Raw genomic sequence first — 23,012 nt, forward strand, 5'->3', positions numbered from 1 at the left:
CGATGACCACCATCGGCATCGTCTTCGCCCCCACCCAGCCGCCTGAGCGCCTGCGCGCCATCGCGCTGGCCACGGAAGCCGCAGAGCTCGAAGAACTTTGGCTCTGGGAGGATTGCTTTGCCGAGTCGGGCCTGGCCCCGGCGGCCGCTGTGCTCGCCTGGACGGACCGCATCGGCGTCGGTATCGGGCTCCTGCCGGTCCCGCTGCGCAATGTCGCCCTGTGCGCCATGGAGATCGCTACTCTCGCCCGGCTCTTCCCGGGTCGGCTCCGACCGGGGCTAGGGCACGGCGTGCTGGACTGGATGGGGCAGGCCGGCGTGCGCGCCCAATCGCCGACAACACTGCTGCGCGAATACAGCACGGCGCTCCGCTCGCTGCTTGAGGGGCAGACGGTCACGACAAGCGGCGATTATGTGCGACTCGATGATGTCCGTCTCGCGTATCCGCCCGCGTCGGTGCCGCCGCTCCTGATCGGTGCGACCAAGCCCAAGACTCTCGCCATCGCGGGCGAACTGGGCGACGGTGTCCTCCTGGCGGGCGGAGAGGCGACGCCCGACGAAGTGCGTGAGAGCATGCGCGTTGCGATCGAGGCGCGTCGGGCGCGGGGGATCGACACGCCGTTCGAGGTCTCCACGAACGTGATGGTGCCGGTCGACGCACGGGCAGACGACATCGAGAAGGCGGTGCGTCCGTACGTGAGCGTCGGTGTCACGCGGGTGACCATCTGCGGTGTCGACGCCGACGGAACGCCGGACGGCAGTGATCGCGTGCTGCGGTTGGTGGATGCCGTCGCGCAGGTTCGTCTCCGGTTCGAGTGAGCCCTACTCCTGCACGATCACCGGGTCGCCGATATTGACCGTGTTGAAGTACCACTCTGCGGCTGCGGGAATCAGACTGATGCAACCGTGGCTGACGTTCTCCAGTCCCATTGACGGGACAGCCCACGGAGCCGAATGCACATAGATGCCGCGGCGGGTGATGCGAACGGCATAGTCCACCTCAAGGCGGTAGCCGTCATCGGCGGCGACGGGTATGCCCACGCTACTGGAATCCATTGTCACAGTGCGGTTTTTCTCCAACACCGTGTAGCTACCGACCGGGGTCGCGTACTCCGGCCTGCCCATGGAGGCCAACAGGACCCCGTCCTCACCCAACCGGGGGAGATGGTGCGGCGCGGGTAGTGGTATCGGCGGATCTTCCCCGACCCCGTCGATGGAGACGGTGAAGGTGTGGTCCGAGATATCGGCCACGCCGACAACCTTGGGACCGGTCTGGAACTGCGCCAGCTTGCCGCCGACCGACAGACTCACCGTACTGTGCGCCGGCCAGTACTGGTCGGGAACCCATTGCACCACATTGCTTTCGAGCCACTCGAACCTGCCGGCCCGCGCAGGTGTCGATTTGATCGTCATGGCGCGTTCGACAGCAGGCCGATCGCTGATCGGCGCCTTGAATGTGACGACCACAGGGTGCGCCACACCCACGACGCCGCCCCGGGTGGGCGCAATCGACTCGATGGCCGAGGCCATCGGCAGGCTGACCGCCGCATTGTCGATAGCGGCCGTGCCGCCGGCAACGGCCATGGCCACCATGGCCAACGCGAGAGCACCCTGGACAACCGCCCGCATCAATCCGACCCCTTATTGACGTTCGTCTGGCTCTGAACGTGGAAACCTGCCGATGGTTCAGTCGTGGGGCCCGGCGGGAGTCGGCACACCTGCGGCCGGTCCGCCGCCGGGACCTGTGGTCGGCACGCCTTTTCCGGATGCGACGCCGTCCATCGTCGTGATCGGCGCGCCCGCCGCTGGTGCTGCGACTGGGCCTGCAACCGGCACGGGCGGTGCGAGAGGTACCGGTGGAACCGGGGGTGCGAGGGGCGGCACCGGGGGGACACCCGCGGGCGGTACGACCGGCACCGGCGGCGCCAGTGGAGCAACCACGCCCGCGGCTTCGACGGCCGCAGCGGCACAAGGCGCAGCGGCGGCGGGAGCTGCGGCCGCGGCCTGATCCATGCACTTGTATCCGCCGGTCTTCCACGGGACAGCCGCCGCGTGCGGACTCAACAGCAGTGCGGCTGCACACAACCCTGCACCCGCAACGACTGTGAAGGCGATTCGATCAAAGGTGATCATCACGGCGGCTCCCTCGACTGTGCTCCGAATTACCGCAGTGAAATTACAACTGCGATAATTAATGCAGCTGAACGGTAAAGCACCCAGGAAGCGATGTCGACATAAGTTCTCAATTGGTTGCCGGGTTGACACTGTAAAGAGCCGCGGCCGTGACCGTGCCGTTGCCAACTTCCACGTCCGGTGCAGTGCCACACCGTATTTCAGCAGCTCAACACCGCTCGAACTCGACAACTTCACCGCTGTGGTGGCGCGATGAGATCTTGATCGAACCGAGTCCGTGTCGAATCACGTAGTACGAGACAGCGCCGCCGGACCCGGTCTGGCTCAACGGCCGGTGCACCCCATCTGACAGCTGGACCCGGCCGGGCTCAGCAAACGCACCGGCCAGAAAACGTGCGCTCGAACGCCGGTTTCAACGGCTGCGATACCGGGCATTAGTCACCTCAGTGCTGACCCCTTGACCGAGAGGCCGACGTGACAATCGCATGCAGCCAGGACCGTGATCCACGAGAAAACGTGGTCGTGGTCGACGGCGTCTATGCCCCACAGGAAGATTCGCAGCTGTTGGCCGACGTCATGGAGAAGACCGGCCTGGCGGTGGGCCGCCGGGTGGTGGACCTCTGCACCGGCAGCGGCGTGGTGGCCGTCAAGGCCGCCGAACTGGGCGCCGCCAGTGTGACGGCGTTCGACATCTGCCCCCGTGCCGTACGCTGCGCCAGGACCAACGCGCTGGCCGGCAGCGCTGCCGTGGATGTCCATCTGGGTTCATGGGCCCGCGCGGGCGAGTTCGGCCCGTTCGACCTGGTGGTGTGCAATCCGCCGTACGTTCCGCGCGACCCCGAAGGCGAACCGTTGCCTGCGGCCGTCGGCCCGGCCCGCGCCTGGGACGCAGGCTATGACGGGCGCCTGGTCCTCGACCCGCTGTGTGCGGCCGTTCCCGGGTTGCTCGCCGATGGCGGCAGCCTGTTGCTGGTGCAGTCGGAATTCGCCGATCCGCGCATGACGCTGGCGGCATTGTCTTCAGCTGGGCTGGACGCCAGTATCGTCGCCTGGCAATGGATTCCGTTCGGCCCGGTGCTGTCCTCGCGAGCGGAATGGCTGGAAGAGACCGGGCGGCTGGAGCCCGGACGGCGTGAAGAGGAGCTGTTGGTGATCCGGGCGGACAAGCCCTGAGTCGGACCGTGCGCGGCTCAGCGCAGCGGCCGGCGTAGCGACGTCCGGTTCGCCTCCCAGCACCGCATCATGTGGTCGGCCAACCGATCCTCGACCACGGCGTGCGCCCGGATCCCGAACACCACATCCCGCTCGAGGTGCGGTTCGCGCGCCACCAGATCGCCGACCACGTCGGCGCGCACCACCTGCTCATGCACGGCGTCGGCCTCGACATGCTCGGCGTAGAAACCGATGCACGGCTGCGGCGCACCAAGGCGCTCCAGCGCCTGGACCAGTCGTCGAGAGCCGGGCGGGGAAGTGATCTCGGTCGACGCGAAGTGGCCGATCGCCGCACCGCGCAGCCTACGATGCAGGCCGAACAGCGACATGAGATTCACCGCGGCCAGCGATGCGGCGGGCACGTTGTCGAGGTAACCGAGGTACCTGGAGTCCAGGCCTGCGGCGTCCATCAGATCGGCGAACAGCTGCTGGTGCAGGCGCGCCCCGCGGCCGGCGCCGAACTCGTCGAATTCGACCGCGACGAAGGAGGCCTTCGCCTGACCGGTCAGACGCGGGATGGCCCACGCGTGCGGATCGCCCTCTTTGAGGTGATACAGCGAGCGATGCACGAAATACTCGCGCATCTGTTGCCAGGTGCCCTTGTCGCGGAGGTGATGGGACAGGCCTTCTCCGTCGACCGGTTCGACCGACAGCCGCTCCATCTCCGTGGTCGCGGTGTCGTCGGAACCGATCTTCCCGACGTCGCGGCGCACCGCGGTCAGGAACGCGTTCTCCAGCTTTCCCCGCAGGTGCAGCAGTCCGGCGTTCCATTCCCAACCGGGGTCGACGCCGGAGAAGCCGCGGTAGTGGAGTTCATAGCAGACGTAGAGCGCCAACTGCAGGTCGATGCCGTACGGATCCGAGTCGCACAACGAGGCCTCGACGCGTAACAGGTGGTTGTTGGGTGCCCGCTCGGCGAGCAGGCCGACGACAGCCATCGAAAGCGGACCGCGAGGGTCCGGCAGCTTGGGCTCCATCAGGATGGGTGCAGTCACCCCCGCCGGGTACCCAGATGGGCACGGACTCAACCACCTCACGGCGCCAAGATGAGCCACCATCGGATGTGCGCGCGGTATACGTTCGTGCGGTGAACTACGACGAATACCGCACCTACGACGCCACCGGTCTGGCCAAACTGATTGCCGAAGGGCAGGTTTCGGCCGACGAGCTGCTTACCGCGGCGCGGGAACGCGCAGCGGCGGTGAATCCGCGGATCAACGCGATCGTGCGGGATGTTCCCGCCGCGTCTTCGGACGCCGTCAGTGGACCGTTCACGGGCGTCCCGTTCTTGATCAAGGACCTTGCCCAGGACTACGCCGGGCTGCCCACGTCGGCCGGTTCGCGTTCGCAGATGACTCTGCCGGTCGCCGAGCATGCCACGGTCGTCCAGCGCTGGATCGACGCGGGGCTGGTCATCTTCGGCAAGACGAACACGCCGGAGTTCGGTGCGAAGGGCATCACCGAGCCGGAGGCCTGGGGACCGGCCCGCAATCCGTGGGACCTGACGCGGACGCCGGGTGGTTCCTCGGGCGGGGCTGCAGCCGCGGTGGCAGCGGGGATCGTGCCTTGCGCGGGCGCCAACGACGGGGGCGGATCGATACGTATCCCGGCGGCGTGTTGTGGGCTTGTCGGCCTGAAGGTCGGCCGGGGACTGACGCCATCGGGACCGGCGACCGGAGAATCGATGCACGGTGCCGCCGTCCAAGGTGTGGTGTCGCGGACGGTACGCGACACGGCGGCGATGCTCGATGTCATCAGCGGTGGTGAACCCTGGGGTCCGTACGTGCCGGGGCTGCCGGGCTCGTCGTTCGTGTCGTGTATCGGGTCGGATCCGGGAAAGCTGCGCATCGGGGTGCGGGTGCCCTCGGCGATCAACCCCGCGCCCCACCCGGAAGCCGCCAGAGCGGTCGAGGCAGCCGTGGGCGTGCTGACCGAGCTCGGTCACCATGTCGAGGAACTCCCGCGCGCGCCCTTCGATGATGCCGCGCTGGCCCGCGACTTCCTGCTCACGTGGTTCGTCTACACCGCCTGGGAGCTCACCGAGGCCAAGCGGCGAACGGGTGCGGGCGACAACTCATTCGAGCGGGACACGCTGATCATGGCAGCACTCGGTCGTGCGACGAGCAGCGTCGACTACGTGGCCGCCGTATCACGCCGCCACGAACATACGCGTCGGTTGACGACGTTCTTCGAGTCCTATGACCTCCTGCTGACACCCACTCTCGCAACGCCGCCACCCAAGATCGGCGAGTTCGAGCTGCCGGCCGCGCTGCAGCATGCCGCTGACGCGCTGATCAGGACGCGCACCGCCCGGCTGCTGCGCTACACCAAGATCGTCGACGACATGGTGGACCAGAACCTCGGCTGGGTGCCCTATACGCAATTGGCGAATCTCACTGGGCGGCCTGCCATCTCGCTGCCATTGCACTGGACGGCCGAAGGCTTGCCGCTGGGTGTCCAGTTCGTCGCGCCCTTGGCGGGCGAGTCGCAACTGATCAGCCTGGCTGCCCAACTCGAGCAGGCGTTGCCGTGGGCCGATCGCCTCGCGCCCATCTAGTACTTCACAGTGCCGAAGGAAACTTCGGTTCCCGCTTCTCACGGATCGCGGTGTAACCCTCGACGACGTCCGGCCCGAGAAAGGTCAGCATTTCGTAGGCCGCGGATTGTTCGAAAGTCGGTCCCGCAGAGCGCAACCAGTTGTTCAATGCCCGCTTGGTCAATCGGATCGCCTGCTGCGAACCGGTCGCGAGGACGTCGGCGACGCGAAGCGCCTCATCGAGGACCTGATCGCGGGGTAGTGCCTTGGCGACCATGCCGACGCGTTCGGCTTCTGCGCCGGTGAGCATCTCGCCCGTCAAAAGGTAGTAGCGGGCCTTCGCCATCCCGGCGAGCAGCGGCCAGATGATCGCGGCGTGGTCGCCCGCGGCTACCCCGAGTTTGACGTGACCGTCGCCGATCCTGGCATCTTCGGCCGCGATGGCGACGTCAGCCAGCAGTGCCGCAACCGTTCCCGCACCGACCGCGACGCCGTTGATGGCTGACACGATCGGCTTCTCGCAATTGATGATGTTGTAGACGAGCGCGCTCATTTCGTTGAGCATGTGCGACACCCGCTCGTAGTCGCCGGCCATCCGCTCCACCATGGCCAGGTCGCCACCGGCGGAGAAGGCCTTGCCTGCGCCGGTGATCACCGCGACCCGCACGTCCGGATCGGCGGAGACCTCCACCCACACCCGCGCAAGTTCGCCGTGCAGCTCTTCGTCTGCGGCGTTGTACTTCTCGGGCCTGTTGATCGTGATCAACAGGACACCGTGGTCGCAGCGGTCAAACGTCAGTTGCCGGTAGTCGTCGAAGTTCATGCAGAGTCCCTCCGCGCCGTTGCGGGACTGTGTGCGGCCCGCGCCATGTGACTGCCTGCTCAACATAGCGGTCGATATCCGACCAGATCAACGGTTTCTCAACTGAAGGGTTGAAAAAACGAGTATACGGTCGGTAAAGTCCGGTTCGGGACGTCACGGCGTGAGGACGCACAGTGAAACTGGATGACAAGGTCGCGGTGGTGACCGGCGCCGCTTCGGGTATCGGCCGGGCGATCGCGGAAAAGTTCGTGAACGCGGGCGCGGTGGTTGCGGCGGTCGATCTCAACGGCGAGGGACTTGCCGAACTGGTGACCACGGTCGGCGGCACCGCCTACGAAACCGACCTCTCGGATCGGGATGCCATCCTCCAGCTGCGAGATGACGTTATCGCGGCTCACGGGTTGCCGCAGGTCATCGTCAACGCCGCGGGTTTCGACCGCGTCGAGCCGTTTCTGGACAATGACGACGCACTGTGGGAATCGCTGGTGTCAGTGAATTTCCTCGGGCCGATCAGGTTGACCCGGGCGTTTCTCGAAGCCGTCGTCGGCGCCGGGAAAACGGTAAAGATCGTCAACATCGCTAGCGACGCCGGACGCGTGGGAAGCCTGGGCGAAACCGTCTATTCGGGGACCAAGGGTGGGTTGATCGCCTTCACGAAGTCGTTGGCGCGTGAGATGGCCCGGTATCAGATCAACGTGAACTGTGTATGCCCCGGCCCGACCGACACCCCGTTGTTCGCATCATTACCCGAGAAGGTGCAAACCGGTCTCATCCGGGCTATCCCGTTCCGCCGGTTGGGAACTCCAGGGGAAGTCGCCGATGCCGTGCTGTTCTTCGCCTCCAGCTACTCCGATTTTGTGACCGGGCAGGTACTCAGCGTCAGCGGTGGCCTGACGATGGCCGGCTGACCAGGAGGCGTCGCCCACATCCGCTACGAGGTGAACATTCGCAGTGCGGTCTCGACCACCAGCTCGCGTAGCTCGGCGCTTCTGTCTGCCGGCAGGCTCGGGCGGATCCACAGCGACGACTGATTGAGCACACCGTGCAGGCATTGCAGGGCGACATCGATGTTGGGGCAATCAAATTCGCCCGCGGTGACACCGGCCTCGACGACTCCGCGAAATATCGCGTCATGGCGACGCCTGCTCTGTTTGATCACCTCTTCGAACGCGGCAGGCCAGGTTCTGGGCCAGGAGAACACCATCGCGACTTCCGGTCGCTCGACTGTGAGGATGAGGACCTGCTCGCGGATCAACGCGCGAAGCTGATCAGAGAATCCGTGGTCGCGGACGGTGTCGAGTTGTATTTCCAGACGCTCGTTGATCCCGACGGTCAGCGTCTCGATGATCACCGCGACCAGTTCGTCTTTACTCGAAAAATAGTGATAGAGCGTGGCTTTCGCGATATCGGTCTGTTCGGCCACGTCTTCGAGGTTCATACCCTGGTAGCCGTGCTCGGAGAGCAGCTTGGTCGCCGTCCTGACGATCTCCGCTTTTCGACGGTCTCGGCGGCGCGACACGCGGGTAGAGGTGGCAGGTTCGGGGGATGGCCCGGCAATGGCCTGGGGCTCGGTCACGGTTCGTCGCTTCCACTCGTCGAGCGCAGGCCCGACCGGGGCCTGGCAGCCAACTCGAGCATGGTAGCCGACTCATGGGACTGATTACCGACCCAATGCGAACAATTTCGACTCACCGGTCGGATCATGGCCGCGCAGTTCGTGTCGTGCCGGTCTTAAGAGCTGTCTAGCCGTTTTTGTAGATGTTGAGTGCGAGCGCGATCGCGGCTTCGCTGCATTCCTGATCGGTGAGGTCGATATCGCCCATCATCGCGACGCTCCAACCAACGGCGAGCAGCGCCTGACGAGCGTGAAACACCGACATGGGTTGGTGCGCAGGGGCGGTCATGGCGCGCGAGACGGCCTGAAACTGGTACCGCAGGTCAACTCCGACTCCCAGCCGGCGAAAGGTCGCGGCGTCGTCGTGCATGAATCGGGTCATCTCACGGCCGGTGTCATGCAGTACCGCGCTGTAGCGGCGCAGGATCTCACGGCCGCGACGTTTTCCTTCGGGCTGGGTGGCCGCCCAGGCAAGGATGTCGTCGACCCCCTTGCGAAGGTCATCGGACAGGCTTGTGACGATGTCTTCTTTGGACCTGAAGTGGTAGTAGACGGCCGCTTTGGTGATCCCCAGCCGTTCGGCTATCTGCCGTATCGAAGTCTGCTCGTAGCCTTGCTCGGAGAACAACTCCATTGCGACAGAGCGGATTTTGTCGCGTGTGTCAGTGCGCCGTCCAGCCACGCCCTGCCCGCTTTCATTACTTGACGACCGGTCAGGTATCAGCCTAGCCTCATCAGCACAGTCCGAATACTTACCGGCCGTCAAGTAATGCGATGGAACGAGGAGGGCCGACATGCCCGCAGACCTGCTGCCGGGGCCCGCGCTCACCGCCGTCGGGGTGGCGATGATCAGAGCCCGCGAAACGGAACGAACCGATCGGCTCTACGCCGATCCCTGGGCCCAAGCCTTCGTCGACGCTGCTTCCCTCAGCTATCAGAGCGCCTCGGCCGATGACCGCCAAATCTGGGAGCGCGTACGTCAACTCGCCGACGTGATGTACGACAGTCGCACCGTCGGAGTCCGCGTCGTCGATGACACGCTTCTCGACGCGGTGAACGACGGATGCTCTCAGATTGTTCAACTGGGCGCCGGATTGGACACGCACGCCTTCCGGCTGGACTGGCCGCAACCCGTCGAACTGTTCGAGGTGGACCTGCCGGAGACTGTCGGCTTCAAAGAAGAGGTCCTCGCGGGCGTCCGCCCGCACCGGAACTGCACGCGCCACGTCGTGTCGATCGATCTTGCCGAGAACTGGTCCCAGGAATTGCTCGCAGCCGGATTCGACCCGGCGGTGCCGACCTGCTGGATCGACCACGTCGCGGTGAGCCTGCCACGACGGCAGGCTCACCGGATCGCTCAGACCGTAACCGAACTGTCTTGCCCTGGAAGCCGGTACAGCTTCCCTGTCATGACCGCCGACGCGATCACGCGGACTGCAGGCACCGTACCCGGCGCGAAGGAGCTCTATCGGGGACCCGCTCCGCATGACGGCGAACACGGTTTTGGTTCTGATGGCCAGGGCATGCTGGAAGGACTCGGCTGGACGGTCGTGGTGCAAGACTTCGGCGAGATCGCCACGGGCTACGGACGCGCGGCGGCCGGCCAAGGCGGCGGGAATGCGATCGCCAGCCGTTAATCGACATCTCTCGCCGCGGCGACCCTGGCGCGTTCCCTCATCGAGGCGACCACGCCGCCGTCGTTGAGGATGTCGGTGCCGGTCAGATAGCCGGCTTTGTCGCTGACGCAGTAGGCGAACAGCTCGGCCATTTCTTCGGGCCTGCCCCAGCGCGGCACCGCGGCATCGGAGACCATCGCCCCGGCCCCGGCCTGCTCCTCCAGCCGACCCATTTCGGTGTCCACGGATCCGGGGGACACCGACACGATGCGGAGCCCGCGAGCGTTGAACCGCTCGGCTTGTGAGCTGCTGTACCACTTGACGAAGTTCTTGCTCAGCGCGTAGGCGTAGCCTGGGCGCGCCTCTTCGGGCGCGAAGGCGCACGCCGCCAACATCTCATTCGAGAAGGCGTCGGCGTCTTCCAGTGCCAGTGGGAAGAGCTGTGTCGGAACGACTTCCTCCGGCAACAGGTGCGCGGCCATCGATGCCACGTTGACGATCGCGGACCCCTCACCGCCGGTCCCGTAGAAGGCTTCGTTGACGTTGACCGTGCCGAGCGCATTGGTCCGCATCACGTACCCGGCGTCGCCCATGCTGGGGCTCACGCCCGCGGCGTGGATCACCGACGTCACTGTCCCGAGGCCGCCTGCCTTCTTGAACAGCCGGGCCACCGCCCGCCGGTCGGTCACGTCGCAGTGGACAGCGGTGGCCGAGATTCCGAGTTCATCGAGCGTGGACACCGCGTCGTGCAGTCGGTCCTGCCGGACATCACAGAGAACCAGCGCGTGATCCTTCCCGACGATTCTGGCCGTGGCCACTCCCATGCCGCCTGCGCCACCCGTGATCAACGACACCGAAGTCATAGGAGGACGGTATACCGGAGGTGCTCACGGTAAGCATTACGGGGTCGCACGAACTCCTCACTGACCGAGGTGAGCCTGAACGCCTTGGGCCTGGAGTTGTTCGAAGTGGTACATGAACTCGCCCCGGTGGCCGATGGAAACGACATAGCGGTCCTGACCTTCGGTGATCGAGAAACTGAAGGAGAATGTGCAGGTGGCGGCGTCGCCTTTGCCCTCGCCGAGTGGGGCGGTGGCAAGGACCTCGCCCTTGTCGTTCTTGACGGTGACGAGGGTGTCGGGGCCGATGTCGGAGTATCCGGACGCACCCGTGCACGATGTGCCGTCGGACGTGATCGCGTCCGAGCCGATGCTGTCATGGAGAATGAATACCCCTGGCACCGTCGCGGTTTCGAGGACCCGAAAGCCCTGGTTGAAATGGGGGCAGAACGCGTCGACGGCGAACTTGTCGGCGGCCAGACCCTGTTGCGGCCCGCCGTCCTCCAGGTCCCGACACACCTTTTTGCCATGGGCCACGGCATTGGCGTCGGAGTTGAACTGATCGGTCAACCCGGCACTTTTCAACGCTTCGAGGTAGCCGGCTTCCGGTGGGGGAGGTGTCCGCCGGCTGTCCACCAGCAGAATCCACACCACTGCGGCCACCATCACGATGATCGCGGTGGCAGCGCCGGTTCCCAGCCACGTCGAGCGGATGCTTGCCCGGGCCGTGGGCAACTCGACGTAATTGGTGAGCATGTGACCGCCCCTGGGATCCGTCGATTCCTTCCTGCCGTTGCGCACCCGATTCGTCGGATGACCAGCGGCGTAATAACGGCCCTCGTATCGCGCGGTGGGGTCGGGCCGCCATCCCGTAGCCGCCATGGACGCCTGCACGCTGCCGAGGCAGTCGCAACGGCCGGCGTCCTCGACGTCGGAGTTGCAGTACGGGCAGCGTTGCTTCACCAGCACCGTTATACGACGGTTGCCGCCGTCTGCAGGGCAGGTTTGCGACTAATACTTGCGGCCAGTTTGTGGCGCTGACCACATCGGGTTTCACGCAAGCCGTCAACAGGTAGGCAAAAGGTCGAGGGCTACTTCACCGAAGGGGGCTGACATGGCCAAACACAGCAAGGCCGAAGAAGCGCGCCAAGGCGTGGCCGACTCTGTCAAAGGGAAGGCGAAAGAGATCGCCGGCGCCGTCACCAACAACGATTCACTGACGGCCGAGGGGCAACTCCAACAGGCCGCGGCCAAAGAACGCCGAGCAGCCAACAGCGCGGAAGCTGTCGCTGATGCCGAGGCCGCAGAGGCCCGTGCCGACGCCACGGCAGCCAGGCTGGAAGGTGCGCACGCCCGAGGGGCGGTGCAAGCGCGCACCGATGCCGTCGAGAACGCGGTCAGTGCCCAGCAGGCCGCACAGAAGCAGTCGGCCGAACACACCGGCCGACGGATCGCAGCGGCCGCACAGACCCGGGCTGAAATCGATGCGCAGCAGGAAGTGGAAGCGGCCAGGGCCGAGGAGCGCGCTGAAGTCGGTGCCGCTGCCGCCGATGTCGCCGATGCGGTCAACGAGCGCCGGCACGCGGTGCAGGACGCCACCGAGGCCAAAGCCGAGGCCGACCGGCTCAGGCAACGCGCAGACCAGACACAGGAGTCGCCATGAGAGTCAACGAGATTCCCCTAGCAGTGATGCGGGCGCAGTACCGGATTGCCCGGTTCCCCCTCCAACTGGTGGACGACCGGGTGATATCCCGACTGGACGAGGAGGCACCGGGACGCCTGCTCTACGAGCGCACCTTCGGCGCCCTCGACGCGACCATCGGTGGAGCGCTGGGGGATTCGGAAGTCCAGGAACGTGGCATCGCGCTGCGCGAGCGCAGTGACGCCCGTGCGCGGGCAGCCCAGCTCGACGCGATGGCTGATCAGGAAGTCAAGCGGGCCGACGCCAACCTTCAGTCGGTGCGCGAGGAGGCGGTCGCCGACGTGGAAGACGCGCGAGACGCTGCACATCGCAACATCAGTGAGGCGCGGGACGCTGCCCAGAAGCGTAAGGACGCTGCTGCCCAACGAGTCCAGAAGCGCACAGCGGCCGAGACCAGGAAAGCCGACGAACTCGCTGCCCACCGGAAGAACTCGGCCGAAGAGGCACGGCGCGAGGAGCAGGCCGAGATCCGGGCCGCCGAACAGAACGCGACCGTGGCGGCCGAGGCCAAGCTCGGTGAAGCGCAAACCACCAGCCGCGCAGCGGCCCAGAAGCGCGATCGGGCCGCGAAGCTGGATGAGCTGGCGGACAACGAACAGCGCAACCGGTAGCTATCGACCGGGATCGGGTCGTGCCTGTAGCGCTGGGGCGGCAGCGGCGAGCAGCGCCTCACGGTCCCGGTTCAGCGGGGGATAGATACGTTCGGTATTGATCGTGGCCTTGGTGGCCTTGGCTGTCGTTCCGCGGGATATCACTTGGCGGTCCCACCCCTCGGTGTACACCGCGCCGGCCGGCCCGAGGTCGAGAACCGTTGCATACCAGGGTATCCGCAGCGACAGAAGCGGTTCCCCGAGCAGATCACCAACGACGTTGTAGCCGGCATAGCGGCCCATCGGGCGCCCGTGCTGACACGACATCACCGACAGGTGCTCGTCGTCCATTCGCGCTGCGGCCACATCGCCTGCGGCGAACACTCCGGGCGAGCCGATCACCCGCAGGTAGTCGTCGACCGGCAGGCGCCCCAACCGGTCGCGGTCGGTACCGAGTTGTGCGGTCAGCGGATTCGCCCGCATGCCCGCACACCAGACCACGGTGCCTGCGGCCAGCTTCTCTCCGGATGACAGTGTGACACCGTGCCGGTCGACATTGGTGACCCCGACACCGGTCATGGTCTCAACGCCGTTCTCGGCGAGAGCCGCTTCTATCACCGGTCGCGCCGATGCCCCCATGTCCGACCCGACGCGGGGGTTGTGATCAATCAACACCACCCTGGGCTCGATACCGGAACCGGCGAACGCCTTGGCGAGCATTCCGGGCAACTCGGATGCCGTTTCGATGCCTGTAAGCCCTGCGCCGACCACGACCGCCGTCGCAGCCTCCGGGTCAGCTCGACCGTCACACACCTGCGCCAGGTGGCGGTGGAGCTTCATCGCGGCGTCGTAGGTGTCGACGTCGAACCCGAACTCTCCCAACCCGGGAATGTCGGGCTTCGCCACTTGACTGCCCAACGCCACGACGAGGCGGTCGTAGCAGTACGTGTCGCCGCCCGACACGGTGACGCGGCGCGCCGCGGTGTCGATTCCCGAAACGTCGGCACAGACATGGTCGACGCCAACCGGATCGAGCAGCCCGCTCAGCGGAATTCGGCACGCACTCAAGTCAGGCTCGTAGTTGCGGACCCGGATGTCGTGGAACGGATGTGAACTGATCACCGTGACAGTCACTGCGCCCTCTTCGGCGCCGAGCTCGTCGAGTCGCCGGGCGGCCCCGAGCGCAGTCCACAGGCCCGCGAATCCCGCGCCGAGAACGAGAATGCTCCTGCGATCACTCACACCGTCATTGTGGCAGGCACACCGAGCGGGAGTGCCTTGATCTGAGCCGCCTCAAAGATCGAGGACCAGATCACTTCGGGGTATGGCACAGCAGATCAGGACGGCTTCACCCGTCGGCTCCTCCAGTGGCTGCTGGCTGTAGGTCGTGGTGCCGTCGAGGACCGGGGTGAGGCACGTATGGCAGACGCCGCTGCGGCAGGAGAATCGCGTGGGCACGTCACACGCCTCCGCGAAGTCGAGAATCGTGCCGTACCCGGCTGACCAGTTCGCGGTGAGCCCGCTACGGGCGAAGGTCACGCGCGGGCCGGTGCCCGCCTCTCCCTCTGGCGGGTGCGGGTGTTTGTGCACCGTGGTCGCGATACCGGGCGTGATCGGGGGCAGTGTGCCGAACAGTTCGCTGTGAATTTGCTTGGACTCGATACCCGCCGCGGTCAGCGCTTGACGCATGTCGTCCATGAACAGGGTTGGTCCGCAAAGGTATACAGCCGAGTCGGTCGGCAGTCCCAGCGCGGTGATGGCTTGCTGGTCAAGCCGTCCACTGGTCTTGGTGTAGACGATGAGTTGCCGCGCGTGTGGCAGCGAGCCGATCAACGCCGCGACCTCGTCACCGAATGCCAGGCTCTCCGGATCGCGCGTCGTGTGGACCCACCAGATGTCGCGTTCGCTCCTGGCCGCCGCCAGCGCGTGCAACATTGCCAGCACCGGGGTGGCCCCGATGCCCGCCGACAGCAGGACGACCGGGCCGTCGTCGTCGGCGAGGTAGAAGTCGCCCCGCGGGGCAGCGGCGTCAAGCACCGAACCGGCTTCGGCGTGCGCGTGCAGCCAGGGGCTGACCTGGCCGGCGTCCTCGCGTTTGACGCTGATCCGGTAGCGCCCGGCAGCAGGGGCACCGGAGAGTGAATAGCTGCGCAGTGGCGCCGGGTCGCCGGGGATCCGGATGGTGAGGAACTGCCCGGCAAGCGGTGTGGGCAGCGGGCTCTGATCGGGCGCCTCGAATTCAATCGACCGTACCGTTGGACTTTCCCGGTGGATCGCCGCGATGCGCAGCTGCCGGAAGCCTGCCCACCCGGGTGTGCGGCGGGATGCCGGTGGAGTGCCGGCCTCATGATCGGCTGTGAGCATGTCGCGAAAGGATTGTTGCCAGCCCGGGCTCAGGGCCGGGACATCGACGATCTCGCGGAGTCGACCGATGTCGCGGTCGGGCAGGTAGAGCAGCGCGTCGGCATCGGCGACGCTCACTGCGTGGCGGCCCCGGCGTGTCCGAATTATCGGGTCACCGCGCTGTACCCGGCCTTCGGTGATCACGCGAAAGTAGAAGCCGGGACGGTGATGGGCGACAAGCAGGTTGGGCATATCGGGTTCGCCGAGCCGCATGCCCACGCGGAAGCAGGTGACACGTGGCTGGGTGACTTCGAACTCCGCATCACCGATGCGGTAGCGGTCGCCGATGCACACCTCCCGGTCGCTGAGCCCGCTGATGGTGAAGTTCTCTCCGAATTGGCCGGGAACCAGGTCAGCGCGCCCGAGCTGTTTTGCCCAATAGTCGTATGACTCGGTCTGATAGACCATGACGGCGCGTTGCTCACCGCCGTGGCCGGCGAGATCGCCCTGGCCGTCCCCGTCGATGTTGAGCCTGCGCACCATGACGGGGCCGTCGACCGGCGTTTTCCAGATTCCGGTGTGGACTGTCTTGCCGCGCCATGCCACGTCCTTCGGCATGCCGACGTTGACTGAGGTGAGCCTGGCCGCCATTCCTTGATCTTCACACCATGTCCGGAAACTGCGTGCGGTCTGGACAAAATTAGGTCCCGTGGCCCAGAATATTGGGTTATACAACCCACCCAGGTTTGAATCCACCGGAAAGGGCCGGTCATAAACATGTCGACATCAGCAGTTGGAGAGGTGTACGACGTCGTCGTGCTGGGCGCCGGGCCCGTCGGTCAGAATGTCGCCGCGCGTGTCCGCGCGGGTGGGCTCACGGTCGCGGTGGTGGAACGGGAACTCGTGGGCGGTGAATGCTCCTATTGGGGCTGCGTGCCGAGCAAGGCATTGCTGCGACCGGTGATCGCGGTGGCCGATGCCAGAAGCGTCGACGGCGCACGCGAAGCGGTCAGCGGAACCATCTCTGCCGCAGGGGTATTCGGACGTCGTGACAACTACGTCACGCATTGGGACGACGATGGACAGGCCCGCGCGGTCAAGGAATTCGGGGCCGAACTGATCCGCGGACATGCCCGCCTGGACGGCCCCCGCCGCGTGGTGGTCACCACCTCTGACGGTGATTCGATCGAACTGTCGGCGCGTCACGCCGTGGCGGTCTGCACCGGGAGCACGGCCGCGCTGCCCGACATCCCCGGCATTGCCGAGGCCCGCCCGTGGACGAACCGCAGAGCAACTGACTCCAGCCAGGTGCCTGCCCGGTTGGCTGTCGTCGGCGCCGGCGGCGTGGGTGTCGAAATGGCCACCGCCTGGCAGGGGCTCGGCTCGTCGGTTACCCTGCTGGCCCGCGGTGCCCAGCTGTTGCCGCGCATGGAATCGTTTGTGGGGGAACGGGTCAGCCGCGGTCTCACCGAGGCTGGGCTGACTGTCCGCACCGGTGTCAGCGTCAAAGAGCTGCGCCGTCCCGGCCCGCAGGCACCCGTCACCGTGGTACTCGATGACGGCAGTGAACTCGAAGTGGACGAGGTGCTCTTCGCGACCGGCCGCACACCCAACACCGGCGACATCGGGATGGAAACCGTCGGACTGGACCCCGGAGCTTGGCTGGATGTCGACGACAGCTGCCGGGTGACCGGCGTCGAGGACAACTGGCTGTACGCACTCGGCGACGTCAACCGGCGCGCGTTGCTGACACATCAGGGCAAGTACCAGGCACGCGTCGTCGGCGCGGCGATCACCGCTTCCGCTGCCGGGAAGCCGCTGGACACCACGCCGTGGTCCGCCCACGTCGCGACGGCGGATTCGGCCGCCGTACCGCAGGTCTTCTTCACCGAACCGGAGGCGGCGTCAGTCGGACTCACCGTCCGGCAGGCCGAACAGGCTGGTCACCGCGTGGTAGCGGTCGATGTGGACATGGGCGAAAGCGTGCCGGGGGCCTATCTGTACGCCGACGGATACGCCGGCCAGGCCCGCATCGTCGTCGACCTGGACCATGACTATCTTGTTGGCGCCACCTTTGTCGGGCCCGGCATTTCCGAACTATTGCACTCGGCGACGATCGCCGTCGCCGCTCGAGTTCCCGTCGACCGGCTCTGGCATGCCGTTCCATGCTTCCCCACCATCAGCGAGGTGTGGCTGCGCCTGCTGGAGGCCTACCGCGACCGCGCGAGCAACGCGGCGTAACCACCAGGAGAGGACGAGCACATGGGATTGGCATGGCAGCAGGGCCCGCTCGCCGTCGGGTCAACGGGTCACTTTCTCACCGCTGAGCCGCTGCCGCCGAGGCTGATGTTCGCCGAGCCGTTGCGTCGCCGCATGCGCGTCCGGTTCGCGGACCACTGGGTCGTCGACAGCGAAGATGTCGTGCTGCTGCACGAGCCCGGCCGCTACCCGGTGGCATACTTTCCGCTCGCCGACATCGAACAGGCGGTGCTGACCGAAGAGGACCGTGTCACCGAGCATCCCGATCTCGGTGCCGTGCGGTGGTACACCGTGACGGCGGGTGACCGGTCGACGAATCACGCTGCGTGGCAGCACACCGCGTTGCCGAAACATGCGGCGGTGCTTGCCGACAGGGTGGCGTTCGCGTGGCGGGCGATGGACGCGTTCTACGAAGAGGACGACCGCATCGTGGGCCATGCCGCGGACATGTACCACCGCATCGACATCCGCACGACATCGCGCCACCTTGTCGTGCGCGACGGCGACCGTACCGTCGCTGACACCCACCGGCCGGTAGTGCTCTACGAGTCGGGGTTCGCGCCCAGGTGGTACGTGCCGCGCGGCGACGTCGAGGCGTCGGCATTGGAACATGTTGAAACACAGACATTCTGCCCCTACAAGGGGATCGCGAGTTACTACAACGTCGGCGATCGCAAGAAGACCGCCTGGTCCTATCTCGACGCCTGGCCGGAAGTCGGGCAGGTCAGCAACTGGGTTTCATTCGAACCCGACAAGATCGACGTCTACCTCGATGACCGGCAGATGCACCTCGAGCCGGGCCAGAGCGTCGTTCCCCACGGCGTGGACCGCGGCCTCGATGTGGACGAGATCTTGCGCAAGGCACCGGTTTAAGAGGCGCACAGTGCAAGCACTGCTCGAAGTCGTCATCCTGCCGGTGTCGGATCCCGACAAGGCATTGCGGTTCTATCGCGATCAGGTCGGATTCGTCCTCGATGTCGACTACTCGCCCGGCCCCGAATTTCGTGTTGTGCAGCTGACCCCCGCCGGTTCGGCGTGCTCAATCCAGTTCGGCCACGGATTGACCGACGCTCCGGCAGGTTCGGTGCGCGGGCTGTACCTGGTGGTGACCGACATCGAGTCTTACCGCTCCGAACTGGTCGACCGGGGTGTCGACGTCACCCAGATCCGGCACAAGGACAACGCAGGCGGGGGTTGGCACGGCAGGTTCGGCGAGGGCGTGGATCCCGAGCATGGCGACTATGCGAGTTTCGCCGATTTCGGCGATCCCGACGGGAACTCATGGGTGCTGCAGGAACGCGGATACCACTGAACGGACGACGCCTTAGGAGAAGTCCAGCACGATGCGACCGCGCAAGCCGCCGGCCTCCAGCATGCGATGGGCTTTGGCTGCCTGGTCGGCGGGCAGCACCTCGGCGACACGCAGGCTCAAGGTGCCGTCCTCGGCCTGCCTACTGAGAGTGTTCAGCCCGTCGGTGTCGGTGATCCGATCCGACACCATCACCGGGCACACCCGGATACGGCGCTCGGCGGGGCCGGACCAACCTCGAAGTTCGGCGAGCGTCCCGCCGTCGGCGATCGCGGGGATCACCTCCGCCGTCTGCATCGAGCCGTCCACCAGCCCGGGGACGCCGTCGGGAACCAGCGCTTGGATTCGGGCGGCGACATCGGCGCCGCGTTCGACGATGTGGTCGGCCCCGAAACCGCGGATCAGCTCGATGTCACCGGGGGACGCGTCTGCGATGACGGTCAGCCTGTCGGCCTTGGCCAATTCGACGGCGTACCCGCCAACGGCGCCAGCGGCACCAGTGACTGCGACCGTGCCGCCCTGCGGTACGGCCAGCGTGTCCAACGCGAGGCGCGCGGTCATGGCGTTCATGAGCAGGGAGGATGCCGCGAAGAAATCGACACCGGCCGGGGCCGGCACGACCGATGCCGCAGCCACGACGACCTGCTCGGCATAGGCCCCGCCATTCGGGCTGGTGAACAGTGGCATGGCGATCACCCGTTGGCCTATGACCAACCGGTCTCCGGTGCCTGGGCCGAGTTGGTCGATGACACCGGCGGCGTCCATGCCGGGCACGAACGGGGGCTTGCTGTCAGGCATGCGGACGGCGTGGCCACCGGTCCGGAGCAGGACATCGGTCGGGCTCACCGCGGCCGCATGTACGCGGATGCGGACTTCGCCGGGGCCCGCCTGAGGCTCGGGCAGGTCCAGGACCTGTAACGCTTCGGGACCGCCGAACGTCGATACGCCAATTGCCTTCACCTCTGATGCAAACTCGTTGTGGCGTCCGTGCATTCCGTACGGCGAGGTATCCGGGCGACAGCGTCAGCCTCAGCGGGCGGTTCGCCGCCAGATCTCGGTGCAGGCCGTCCTGGCCTTGGTCAGCTCGGCATTCGAAATCCGGGAGCCCTGGTAGAAGCTGCGTTCGATCATCCAGCACAGTGCCCGCGCCATGTCGGCGGTATCGCGGATCGGCTCGGGCGCTGTCGAGTTCATGTGCCGCAGTATCTCGGCGATGGCGTCGATGAAGATATCGGCGGTGTCGCTCCAGAGTGTGTCGATTTCGGGTACCGACGATGCCAGGTCGATCGCCGCGCGCATCACGACGCCGTGTTGGCGCCACAGCGCCTCGGTTCTGACCATCGCCGCCTCGATGGCGTGTTCGCCTTGAGCGGCGTCGTGCGCGGCTGCGCGTGATTTCTCGTGCAGCGCTTCCACGGTGCGTGCGACCAACGCAGTGATGACGTCCTGTTTGGACCCGAAATAGAAGTACAGGGCACCGCGGGTGATCCCCGCACCCCGGGCGATGTCGGCGATCGTCATTGCTTCGTAGCCTTGCTCGCCCAGCAGTCGTTCGGCGGTGTCGAGGATGGCCTGTTCCCGCATATCCCCTTTTCGGGGCGTTGCCGCGTGCCGTCGGGTGGGTTTGGGCTGCGCCGGCATCGCTAACTGGCCGAGATCTGATGGCCGTCAGGGAAATCCGTGGTCCGAGAGAGCGATTCCCACGTCTCGATCTCCTGGTCGACAGCTTGACGGGCCGCTCCGACGAGCCGCAAAGCGTCCGATCCCAGCACCAGATGCCGTGGCGGATCGGTCAAGTCAAGGATCTGCAGCACTGCGGCCGCTGCCTTCGCGGGATCACCGAGTTGGTTGCCGCTTGCCTGCAGTCGCGCTTCCCGGATGGGTGTGAACACCTCGTCGTAGTCGGCGATGGATCGATCGGCGCGTCTCATGGACCGTCCGGCCCAGTCGGTGCGGAAAGAACCCGGCTCGATCGCGGTGACGTGGATGCCGAATCCCGCGACCTCTTTGCCCAAGCTCTCCAGCAGCCCCTCCAACGCGAACTTGCTGCCGCAGTAGGCGGTCAGGCCCGCCGGTGCCATCAAACCGCCCATCGATGTCACTGCCATGAGGTGACCGGCGCGGCGTGCACGCATGTGAGGCAGGACAGCCTGAAGGGTGGCCGCCACCCCGAATACGTTGGTCTCGAACTGAGCCCGCAACTCGCTCAGCGAGGTCTCCTCGAAGATGCCCTCGAGCCCGTAGCCGGCGTTGGCGATCACCACATCGATCGGTCCGACGGTCGACTCGACGTCGGCGACCGTGGCGAACACCGCATCGTCATCGGTCACGTCCAGCAGCCGTCCGTGGGCTCCTGCACCCAGCGCGTCGAACGCCTCGAGGTCTGCCTGCCGTCGGACGGTGCCCACCACGGTGTGCCCGGCTTCCAGCGCACCTTCGGCGAACGCGCGCCCCAGGCCGCTGCTCACCCCTGTAATCAAAAACGTTTTCACCGGAATCTCCTCGTGCGACTGGGAACCTCGAGCTGCGACATCGACGAACATAACATCAAAATCGACACAGTGCAGATTTTAATCTACTAGACGTAGATTAGCGGGACCGAAGACTGGCGCCCTGTCATTGCCCGCTGCTGAACTGCCGCCGATAAGAGGAAGGCGTCACCCCGACATGGCGACGCATCAGCGCACGCAGGTTGGCCGCTGTGCCGAGCCCTGCCTGTCGGGCGACCGCATCCAGTGGAAATTCGGTGCGTTCCAGAAGCCGTTGCGCGAACTGCAGCCGCTGGGTCGTCAGCCACGCGAGCGGAGTCGTGCCGGTCTCGGCTTGGAAGCGTCGATGAAAGGAAGTAACGCTGGTATGCGCATGGCGAGCCAGGTCCCGGACGGTCAATGACTTCTCCAGGCGCTCCCCGGCCCACGCGAGGGTCGATGCGAGCGAGGAATCCGTGGCGGCGGGCACGGCCCGGTCGACGAATTGTCGCTGCCCGCCTTCCCTGAAGGCACTGAACACCAATCGCCGGCTTACGTAGTTGGCGACCTCGGCTCCGTAGTCTGCGCGGACGATGTGCAAGGCCAGATCCAGCGCGGCCGCGCTGCCGGCGGAGGTCAGCACATCGCCGTCGTCGACAAACAAGACATCGGGCTGAACTTGGATATTCGGGAAGCGCTGCACGAACTCGTCGATCAACTGCCAATGCACTGTGACGCGGCGCCCGTCGAGGATGCCCGCTTCAGCCAGAGTGAATGCGCCGGTACACAAGCCGACCAAGCGCGCTCCGCGGACGTGGGCGTCGCGAATTTGTGCCAGCAGCGCGGGTCGTGACGGCTCCAGCACATCCGGCCGGTTAGGCACGATCACGATGTCGGCTTCAGCCAGGGCCTCCAGCCCCGCATCGGCCGAAAGCCGGAACAACCCATCGCGCATTGTTGTGACTCGTGTAGGAGAAACGACAGTGAGGTCGTATAACTCGAAACCGATCTCGGGCCGCCGTCTGGCGCCGAAGACCTCACATGCACAACCCATCTCGAACGGGTTCGAACCTTGGTCGACGACCAGCGCCACCCGCTTGGGTTCCGGTGAGATTCGGGAGGATTCTTGCGCCATGTGACATTCCTACCGCTGTTGCGGCGTGTTGGCCGAACATAGTTTTGAACGTATGGACGACAAGGTGACGCTGGCCGATGCGCTCGACGAACTGACCGAGTTCTGGGCCCAGCGAACGATCGCAGAAGCCAACGGCAGCTCGTTCAAGGTCGCCAAGGGGATCGGCTCCACCACATGGCACGCGCACGATGACCAAGACGAGACATTCCTGCTCGTCAGCGGCACGCTCACCGTCCAGCTTCGCGACCGGGACGTGATCCTCGGACCGGGCGATCTTTTCGTCATCCCGCGCGGCGTCGAGCACTGCCCGGTCGCGGACGAGGAGGCGAGATTCCTCATTGTCGGAACAAGTGTCACCTCCAACGCCGCCGGCGGGAAACCGGAGTGGAGCTACAACGGCGGCCGCCCCGAATAGCCAGGGCATCGAGGTAAT

General features: G+C 65.8%; 25 protein-coding genes. 11 read left to right on the top strand and 14 right to left on the bottom strand.

Annotation, left to right across the window (positions count from 1 at the left end):
- Nucleotides 1-2: 2 nt before the first annotated feature.
- Nucleotides 3-818: an LLM class flavin-dependent oxidoreductase gene (locus M1247_RS01460; protein ID WP_317154476.1), complete on the top strand. Its 816-nt coding sequence runs from the start codon at nucleotides 3-5 to the stop codon at nucleotides 816-818.
- 3 nt (nucleotides 819-821) lie between these two features.
- On the opposite strand, the gene M1247_RS01465 is transcribed toward M1247_RS01460, so the two are convergent.
- Together M1247_RS01465 and M1247_RS01470 are read right to left on the bottom strand one after the other, a co-directional pair.
- The gene (locus M1247_RS01465) at nucleotides 822-1,628 is read right to left on the bottom strand and encodes a L,D-transpeptidase (protein ID WP_317154477.1); all 807 of its coding nucleotides are present in this window, start codon (nucleotides 1,626-1,628) and stop codon (nucleotides 822-824) included.
- Nucleotides 1,629-1,685: 57 nt separating this feature from the next.
- On the bottom strand, nucleotides 1,686-2,132 hold the full coding sequence (locus M1247_RS01470; protein ID WP_317154478.1) for a hypothetical protein: 447 nt from the start codon (nucleotides 2,130-2,132) through the stop codon (nucleotides 1,686-1,688).
- 474 nt (nucleotides 2,133-2,606) lie between these two features.
- Here M1247_RS01470 and M1247_RS01475 point away from each other — a divergent pair, with 474 nt between their 5' ends.
- The gene (locus M1247_RS01475; RefSeq protein ID WP_317154479.1) at nucleotides 2,607-3,305 is read left to right on the top strand and encodes a HemK2/MTQ2 family protein methyltransferase; all 699 of its coding nucleotides are present in this window, start codon (nucleotides 2,607-2,609) and stop codon (nucleotides 3,303-3,305) included.
- A 17-nt stretch (nucleotides 3,306-3,322) separates the two neighbouring features.
- Here M1247_RS01475 and M1247_RS01480 read toward each other — a convergent pair whose 3' ends face one another.
- Nucleotides 3,323-4,321 carry an iron-containing redox enzyme family protein gene (locus M1247_RS01480; RefSeq protein ID WP_317154999.1) on the bottom strand — a complete coding sequence of 333 codons (999 nt, stop codon included), beginning with the start codon at nucleotides 4,319-4,321 and terminating at the stop codon, nucleotides 3,323-3,325.
- 110 nt (nucleotides 4,322-4,431) lie between these two features.
- Between M1247_RS01480 and M1247_RS01485 the strand changes: the two genes are divergently transcribed.
- Nucleotides 4,432-5,901 (top strand): amidase, encoded by a 1,470-nt coding sequence (locus M1247_RS01485; RefSeq protein WP_317154480.1) that lies wholly within the window; start codon nucleotides 4,432-4,434, stop codon nucleotides 5,899-5,901.
- A gap of 4 nt (nucleotides 5,902-5,905) precedes the next feature.
- On the opposite strand, the gene M1247_RS01490 is transcribed toward M1247_RS01485, so the two are convergent.
- On the bottom strand, nucleotides 5,906-6,703 hold the full coding sequence (locus tag M1247_RS01490) for an enoyl-CoA hydratase/isomerase family protein (RefSeq protein WP_317154481.1): 798 nt from the start codon (nucleotides 6,701-6,703) through the stop codon (nucleotides 5,906-5,908).
- A gap of 179 nt (nucleotides 6,704-6,882) precedes the next feature.
- Here M1247_RS01490 and M1247_RS01495 point away from each other — a divergent pair, with 179 nt between their 5' ends.
- On the top strand, nucleotides 6,883-7,611 hold the full coding sequence (locus M1247_RS01495; RefSeq protein WP_317155000.1) for an SDR family NAD(P)-dependent oxidoreductase: 729 nt from the start codon (nucleotides 6,883-6,885) through the stop codon (nucleotides 7,609-7,611).
- 23 nt (nucleotides 7,612-7,634) lie between these two features.
- Here M1247_RS01495 and M1247_RS01500 read toward each other — a convergent pair whose 3' ends face one another.
- Both M1247_RS01500 and M1247_RS01505 read right to left on the bottom strand, forming a co-directional pair.
- Nucleotides 7,635-8,279 (bottom strand): TetR/AcrR family transcriptional regulator, encoded by a 645-nt coding sequence (locus tag M1247_RS01500; protein WP_317154482.1) that lies wholly within the window; start codon nucleotides 8,277-8,279, stop codon nucleotides 7,635-7,637.
- A gap of 166 nt (nucleotides 8,280-8,445) precedes the next feature.
- Nucleotides 8,446-9,114, bottom strand: coding sequence for a TetR/AcrR family transcriptional regulator (locus M1247_RS01505; RefSeq protein ID WP_410506791.1), 669 nt, complete (start codon nucleotides 9,112-9,114; stop codon nucleotides 8,446-8,448).
- Here M1247_RS01505 and M1247_RS01510 point away from each other — a divergent pair.
- Nucleotides 9,113-9,955, top strand: coding sequence for an SAM-dependent methyltransferase (locus M1247_RS01510; RefSeq protein WP_317154484.1), 843 nt, complete (start codon nucleotides 9,113-9,115; stop codon nucleotides 9,953-9,955). The two genes, M1247_RS01505 and M1247_RS01510, sit on opposite strands and share 2 nt — an antisense overlap.
- On the opposite strand, the gene M1247_RS01515 is transcribed toward M1247_RS01510, so the two are convergent.
- Together M1247_RS01515 and M1247_RS01520 are read right to left on the bottom strand one after the other, a co-directional pair.
- Entirely contained in the window at nucleotides 9,952-10,797 is an 846-nt protein-coding gene (locus tag M1247_RS01515) for an SDR family oxidoreductase (protein WP_317154485.1), read from the bottom strand. The two genes, M1247_RS01510 and M1247_RS01515, sit on opposite strands and share 4 nt — an antisense overlap.
- A gap of 57 nt (nucleotides 10,798-10,854) precedes the next feature.
- Nucleotides 10,855-11,736: a DUF732 domain-containing protein gene (locus tag M1247_RS01520; RefSeq protein ID WP_317154486.1), complete on the bottom strand. Its 882-nt coding sequence runs from the start codon at nucleotides 11,734-11,736 to the stop codon at nucleotides 10,855-10,857.
- A gap of 151 nt (nucleotides 11,737-11,887) precedes the next feature.
- Between M1247_RS01520 and M1247_RS01525 the strand changes: the two genes are divergently transcribed.
- Nucleotides 11,888-12,436: a CsbD family protein gene (locus tag M1247_RS01525; RefSeq protein ID WP_317154487.1), complete on the top strand. Its 549-nt coding sequence runs from the start codon at nucleotides 11,888-11,890 to the stop codon at nucleotides 12,434-12,436.
- Nucleotides 12,433-13,086 carry an IF2 family translation initiation factor gene (locus M1247_RS01530; RefSeq protein WP_317154488.1) on the top strand — a complete coding sequence of 218 codons (654 nt, stop codon included), beginning with the start codon at nucleotides 12,433-12,435 and terminating at the stop codon, nucleotides 13,084-13,086. The genes M1247_RS01525 and M1247_RS01530 overlap by 4 nt, the downstream gene beginning before the upstream one ends.
- Here M1247_RS01530 and M1247_RS01535 read toward each other — a convergent pair whose 3' ends face one another.
- Nucleotides 13,087-14,307 (bottom strand): NAD(P)/FAD-dependent oxidoreductase, encoded by a 1,221-nt coding sequence (locus M1247_RS01535; RefSeq protein ID WP_317154489.1) that lies wholly within the window; start codon nucleotides 14,305-14,307, stop codon nucleotides 13,087-13,089.
- A gap of 51 nt (nucleotides 14,308-14,358) precedes the next feature.
- Nucleotides 14,359-16,059 carry an MOSC domain-containing protein gene (locus M1247_RS01540; RefSeq protein WP_317154490.1) on the bottom strand — a complete coding sequence of 567 codons (1,701 nt, stop codon included), beginning with the start codon at nucleotides 16,057-16,059 and terminating at the stop codon, nucleotides 14,359-14,361.
- Nucleotides 16,060-16,185: 126 nt separating this feature from the next.
- On the opposite strand from M1247_RS01540, the gene M1247_RS01545 reads away from it, so the two are divergent.
- From M1247_RS01545 to M1247_RS01555, 3 genes are read left to right on the top strand one after another with little or no spacing between them, the layout of a single operon-like run.
- Complete coding sequence (locus tag M1247_RS01545; RefSeq protein ID WP_317154491.1) at nucleotides 16,186-17,649, top strand: dihydrolipoyl dehydrogenase family protein; 1,464 nt, start codon at nucleotides 16,186-16,188, stop codon at nucleotides 17,647-17,649.
- A 21-nt stretch (nucleotides 17,650-17,670) separates the two neighbouring features.
- Nucleotides 17,671-18,540, top strand: coding sequence for a DUF427 domain-containing protein (locus M1247_RS01550; RefSeq protein WP_317154492.1), 870 nt, complete (start codon nucleotides 17,671-17,673; stop codon nucleotides 18,538-18,540).
- 10 nt (nucleotides 18,541-18,550) lie between these two features.
- Nucleotides 18,551-18,979 carry a VOC family protein gene (locus tag M1247_RS01555; RefSeq protein ID WP_317154493.1) on the top strand — a complete coding sequence of 143 codons (429 nt, stop codon included), beginning with the start codon at nucleotides 18,551-18,553 and terminating at the stop codon, nucleotides 18,977-18,979.
- 12 nt (nucleotides 18,980-18,991) lie between these two features.
- On the opposite strand, the gene M1247_RS01560 is transcribed toward M1247_RS01555, so the two are convergent.
- From M1247_RS01560 to M1247_RS01575, 4 genes are all read right to left on the bottom strand, one after another.
- On the bottom strand, nucleotides 18,992-19,936 hold the full coding sequence (locus M1247_RS01560; RefSeq protein ID WP_317154494.1) for an NADP-dependent oxidoreductase: 945 nt from the start codon (nucleotides 19,934-19,936) through the stop codon (nucleotides 18,992-18,994).
- Nucleotides 19,937-20,005: 69 nt separating this feature from the next.
- A complete protein-coding gene (locus M1247_RS01565) occupies nucleotides 20,006-20,560 on the bottom strand; it encodes a TetR/AcrR family transcriptional regulator (protein ID WP_317154495.1) in 555 nt (184 codons plus the stop codon).
- A gap of 59 nt (nucleotides 20,561-20,619) precedes the next feature.
- The gene (locus M1247_RS01570; RefSeq protein WP_317154496.1) at nucleotides 20,620-21,468 is read right to left on the bottom strand and encodes an oxidoreductase; all 849 of its coding nucleotides are present in this window, start codon (nucleotides 21,466-21,468) and stop codon (nucleotides 20,620-20,622) included.
- A 124-nt stretch (nucleotides 21,469-21,592) separates the two neighbouring features.
- Nucleotides 21,593-22,537 carry a GlxA family transcriptional regulator gene (locus M1247_RS01575; protein WP_317154497.1) on the bottom strand — a complete coding sequence of 315 codons (945 nt, stop codon included), beginning with the start codon at nucleotides 22,535-22,537 and terminating at the stop codon, nucleotides 21,593-21,595.
- A 94-nt stretch (nucleotides 22,538-22,631) separates the two neighbouring features.
- Here M1247_RS01575 and M1247_RS01580 point away from each other — a divergent pair, with 94 nt between their 5' ends.
- Nucleotides 22,632-22,994 carry a cupin domain-containing protein gene (locus tag M1247_RS01580; protein WP_317154498.1) on the top strand — a complete coding sequence of 121 codons (363 nt, stop codon included), beginning with the start codon at nucleotides 22,632-22,634 and terminating at the stop codon, nucleotides 22,992-22,994.
- The last annotated feature ends 18 nt before the right edge of the window (nucleotides 22,995-23,012 follow it).

The sequence above is a fragment of the Mycobacterium appelbergii genome, from assembly GCF_032883035.1.
GTDB lineage: Bacteria > Actinomycetota > Actinomycetes > Mycobacteriales > Mycobacteriaceae > Mycobacterium > Mycobacterium appelbergii.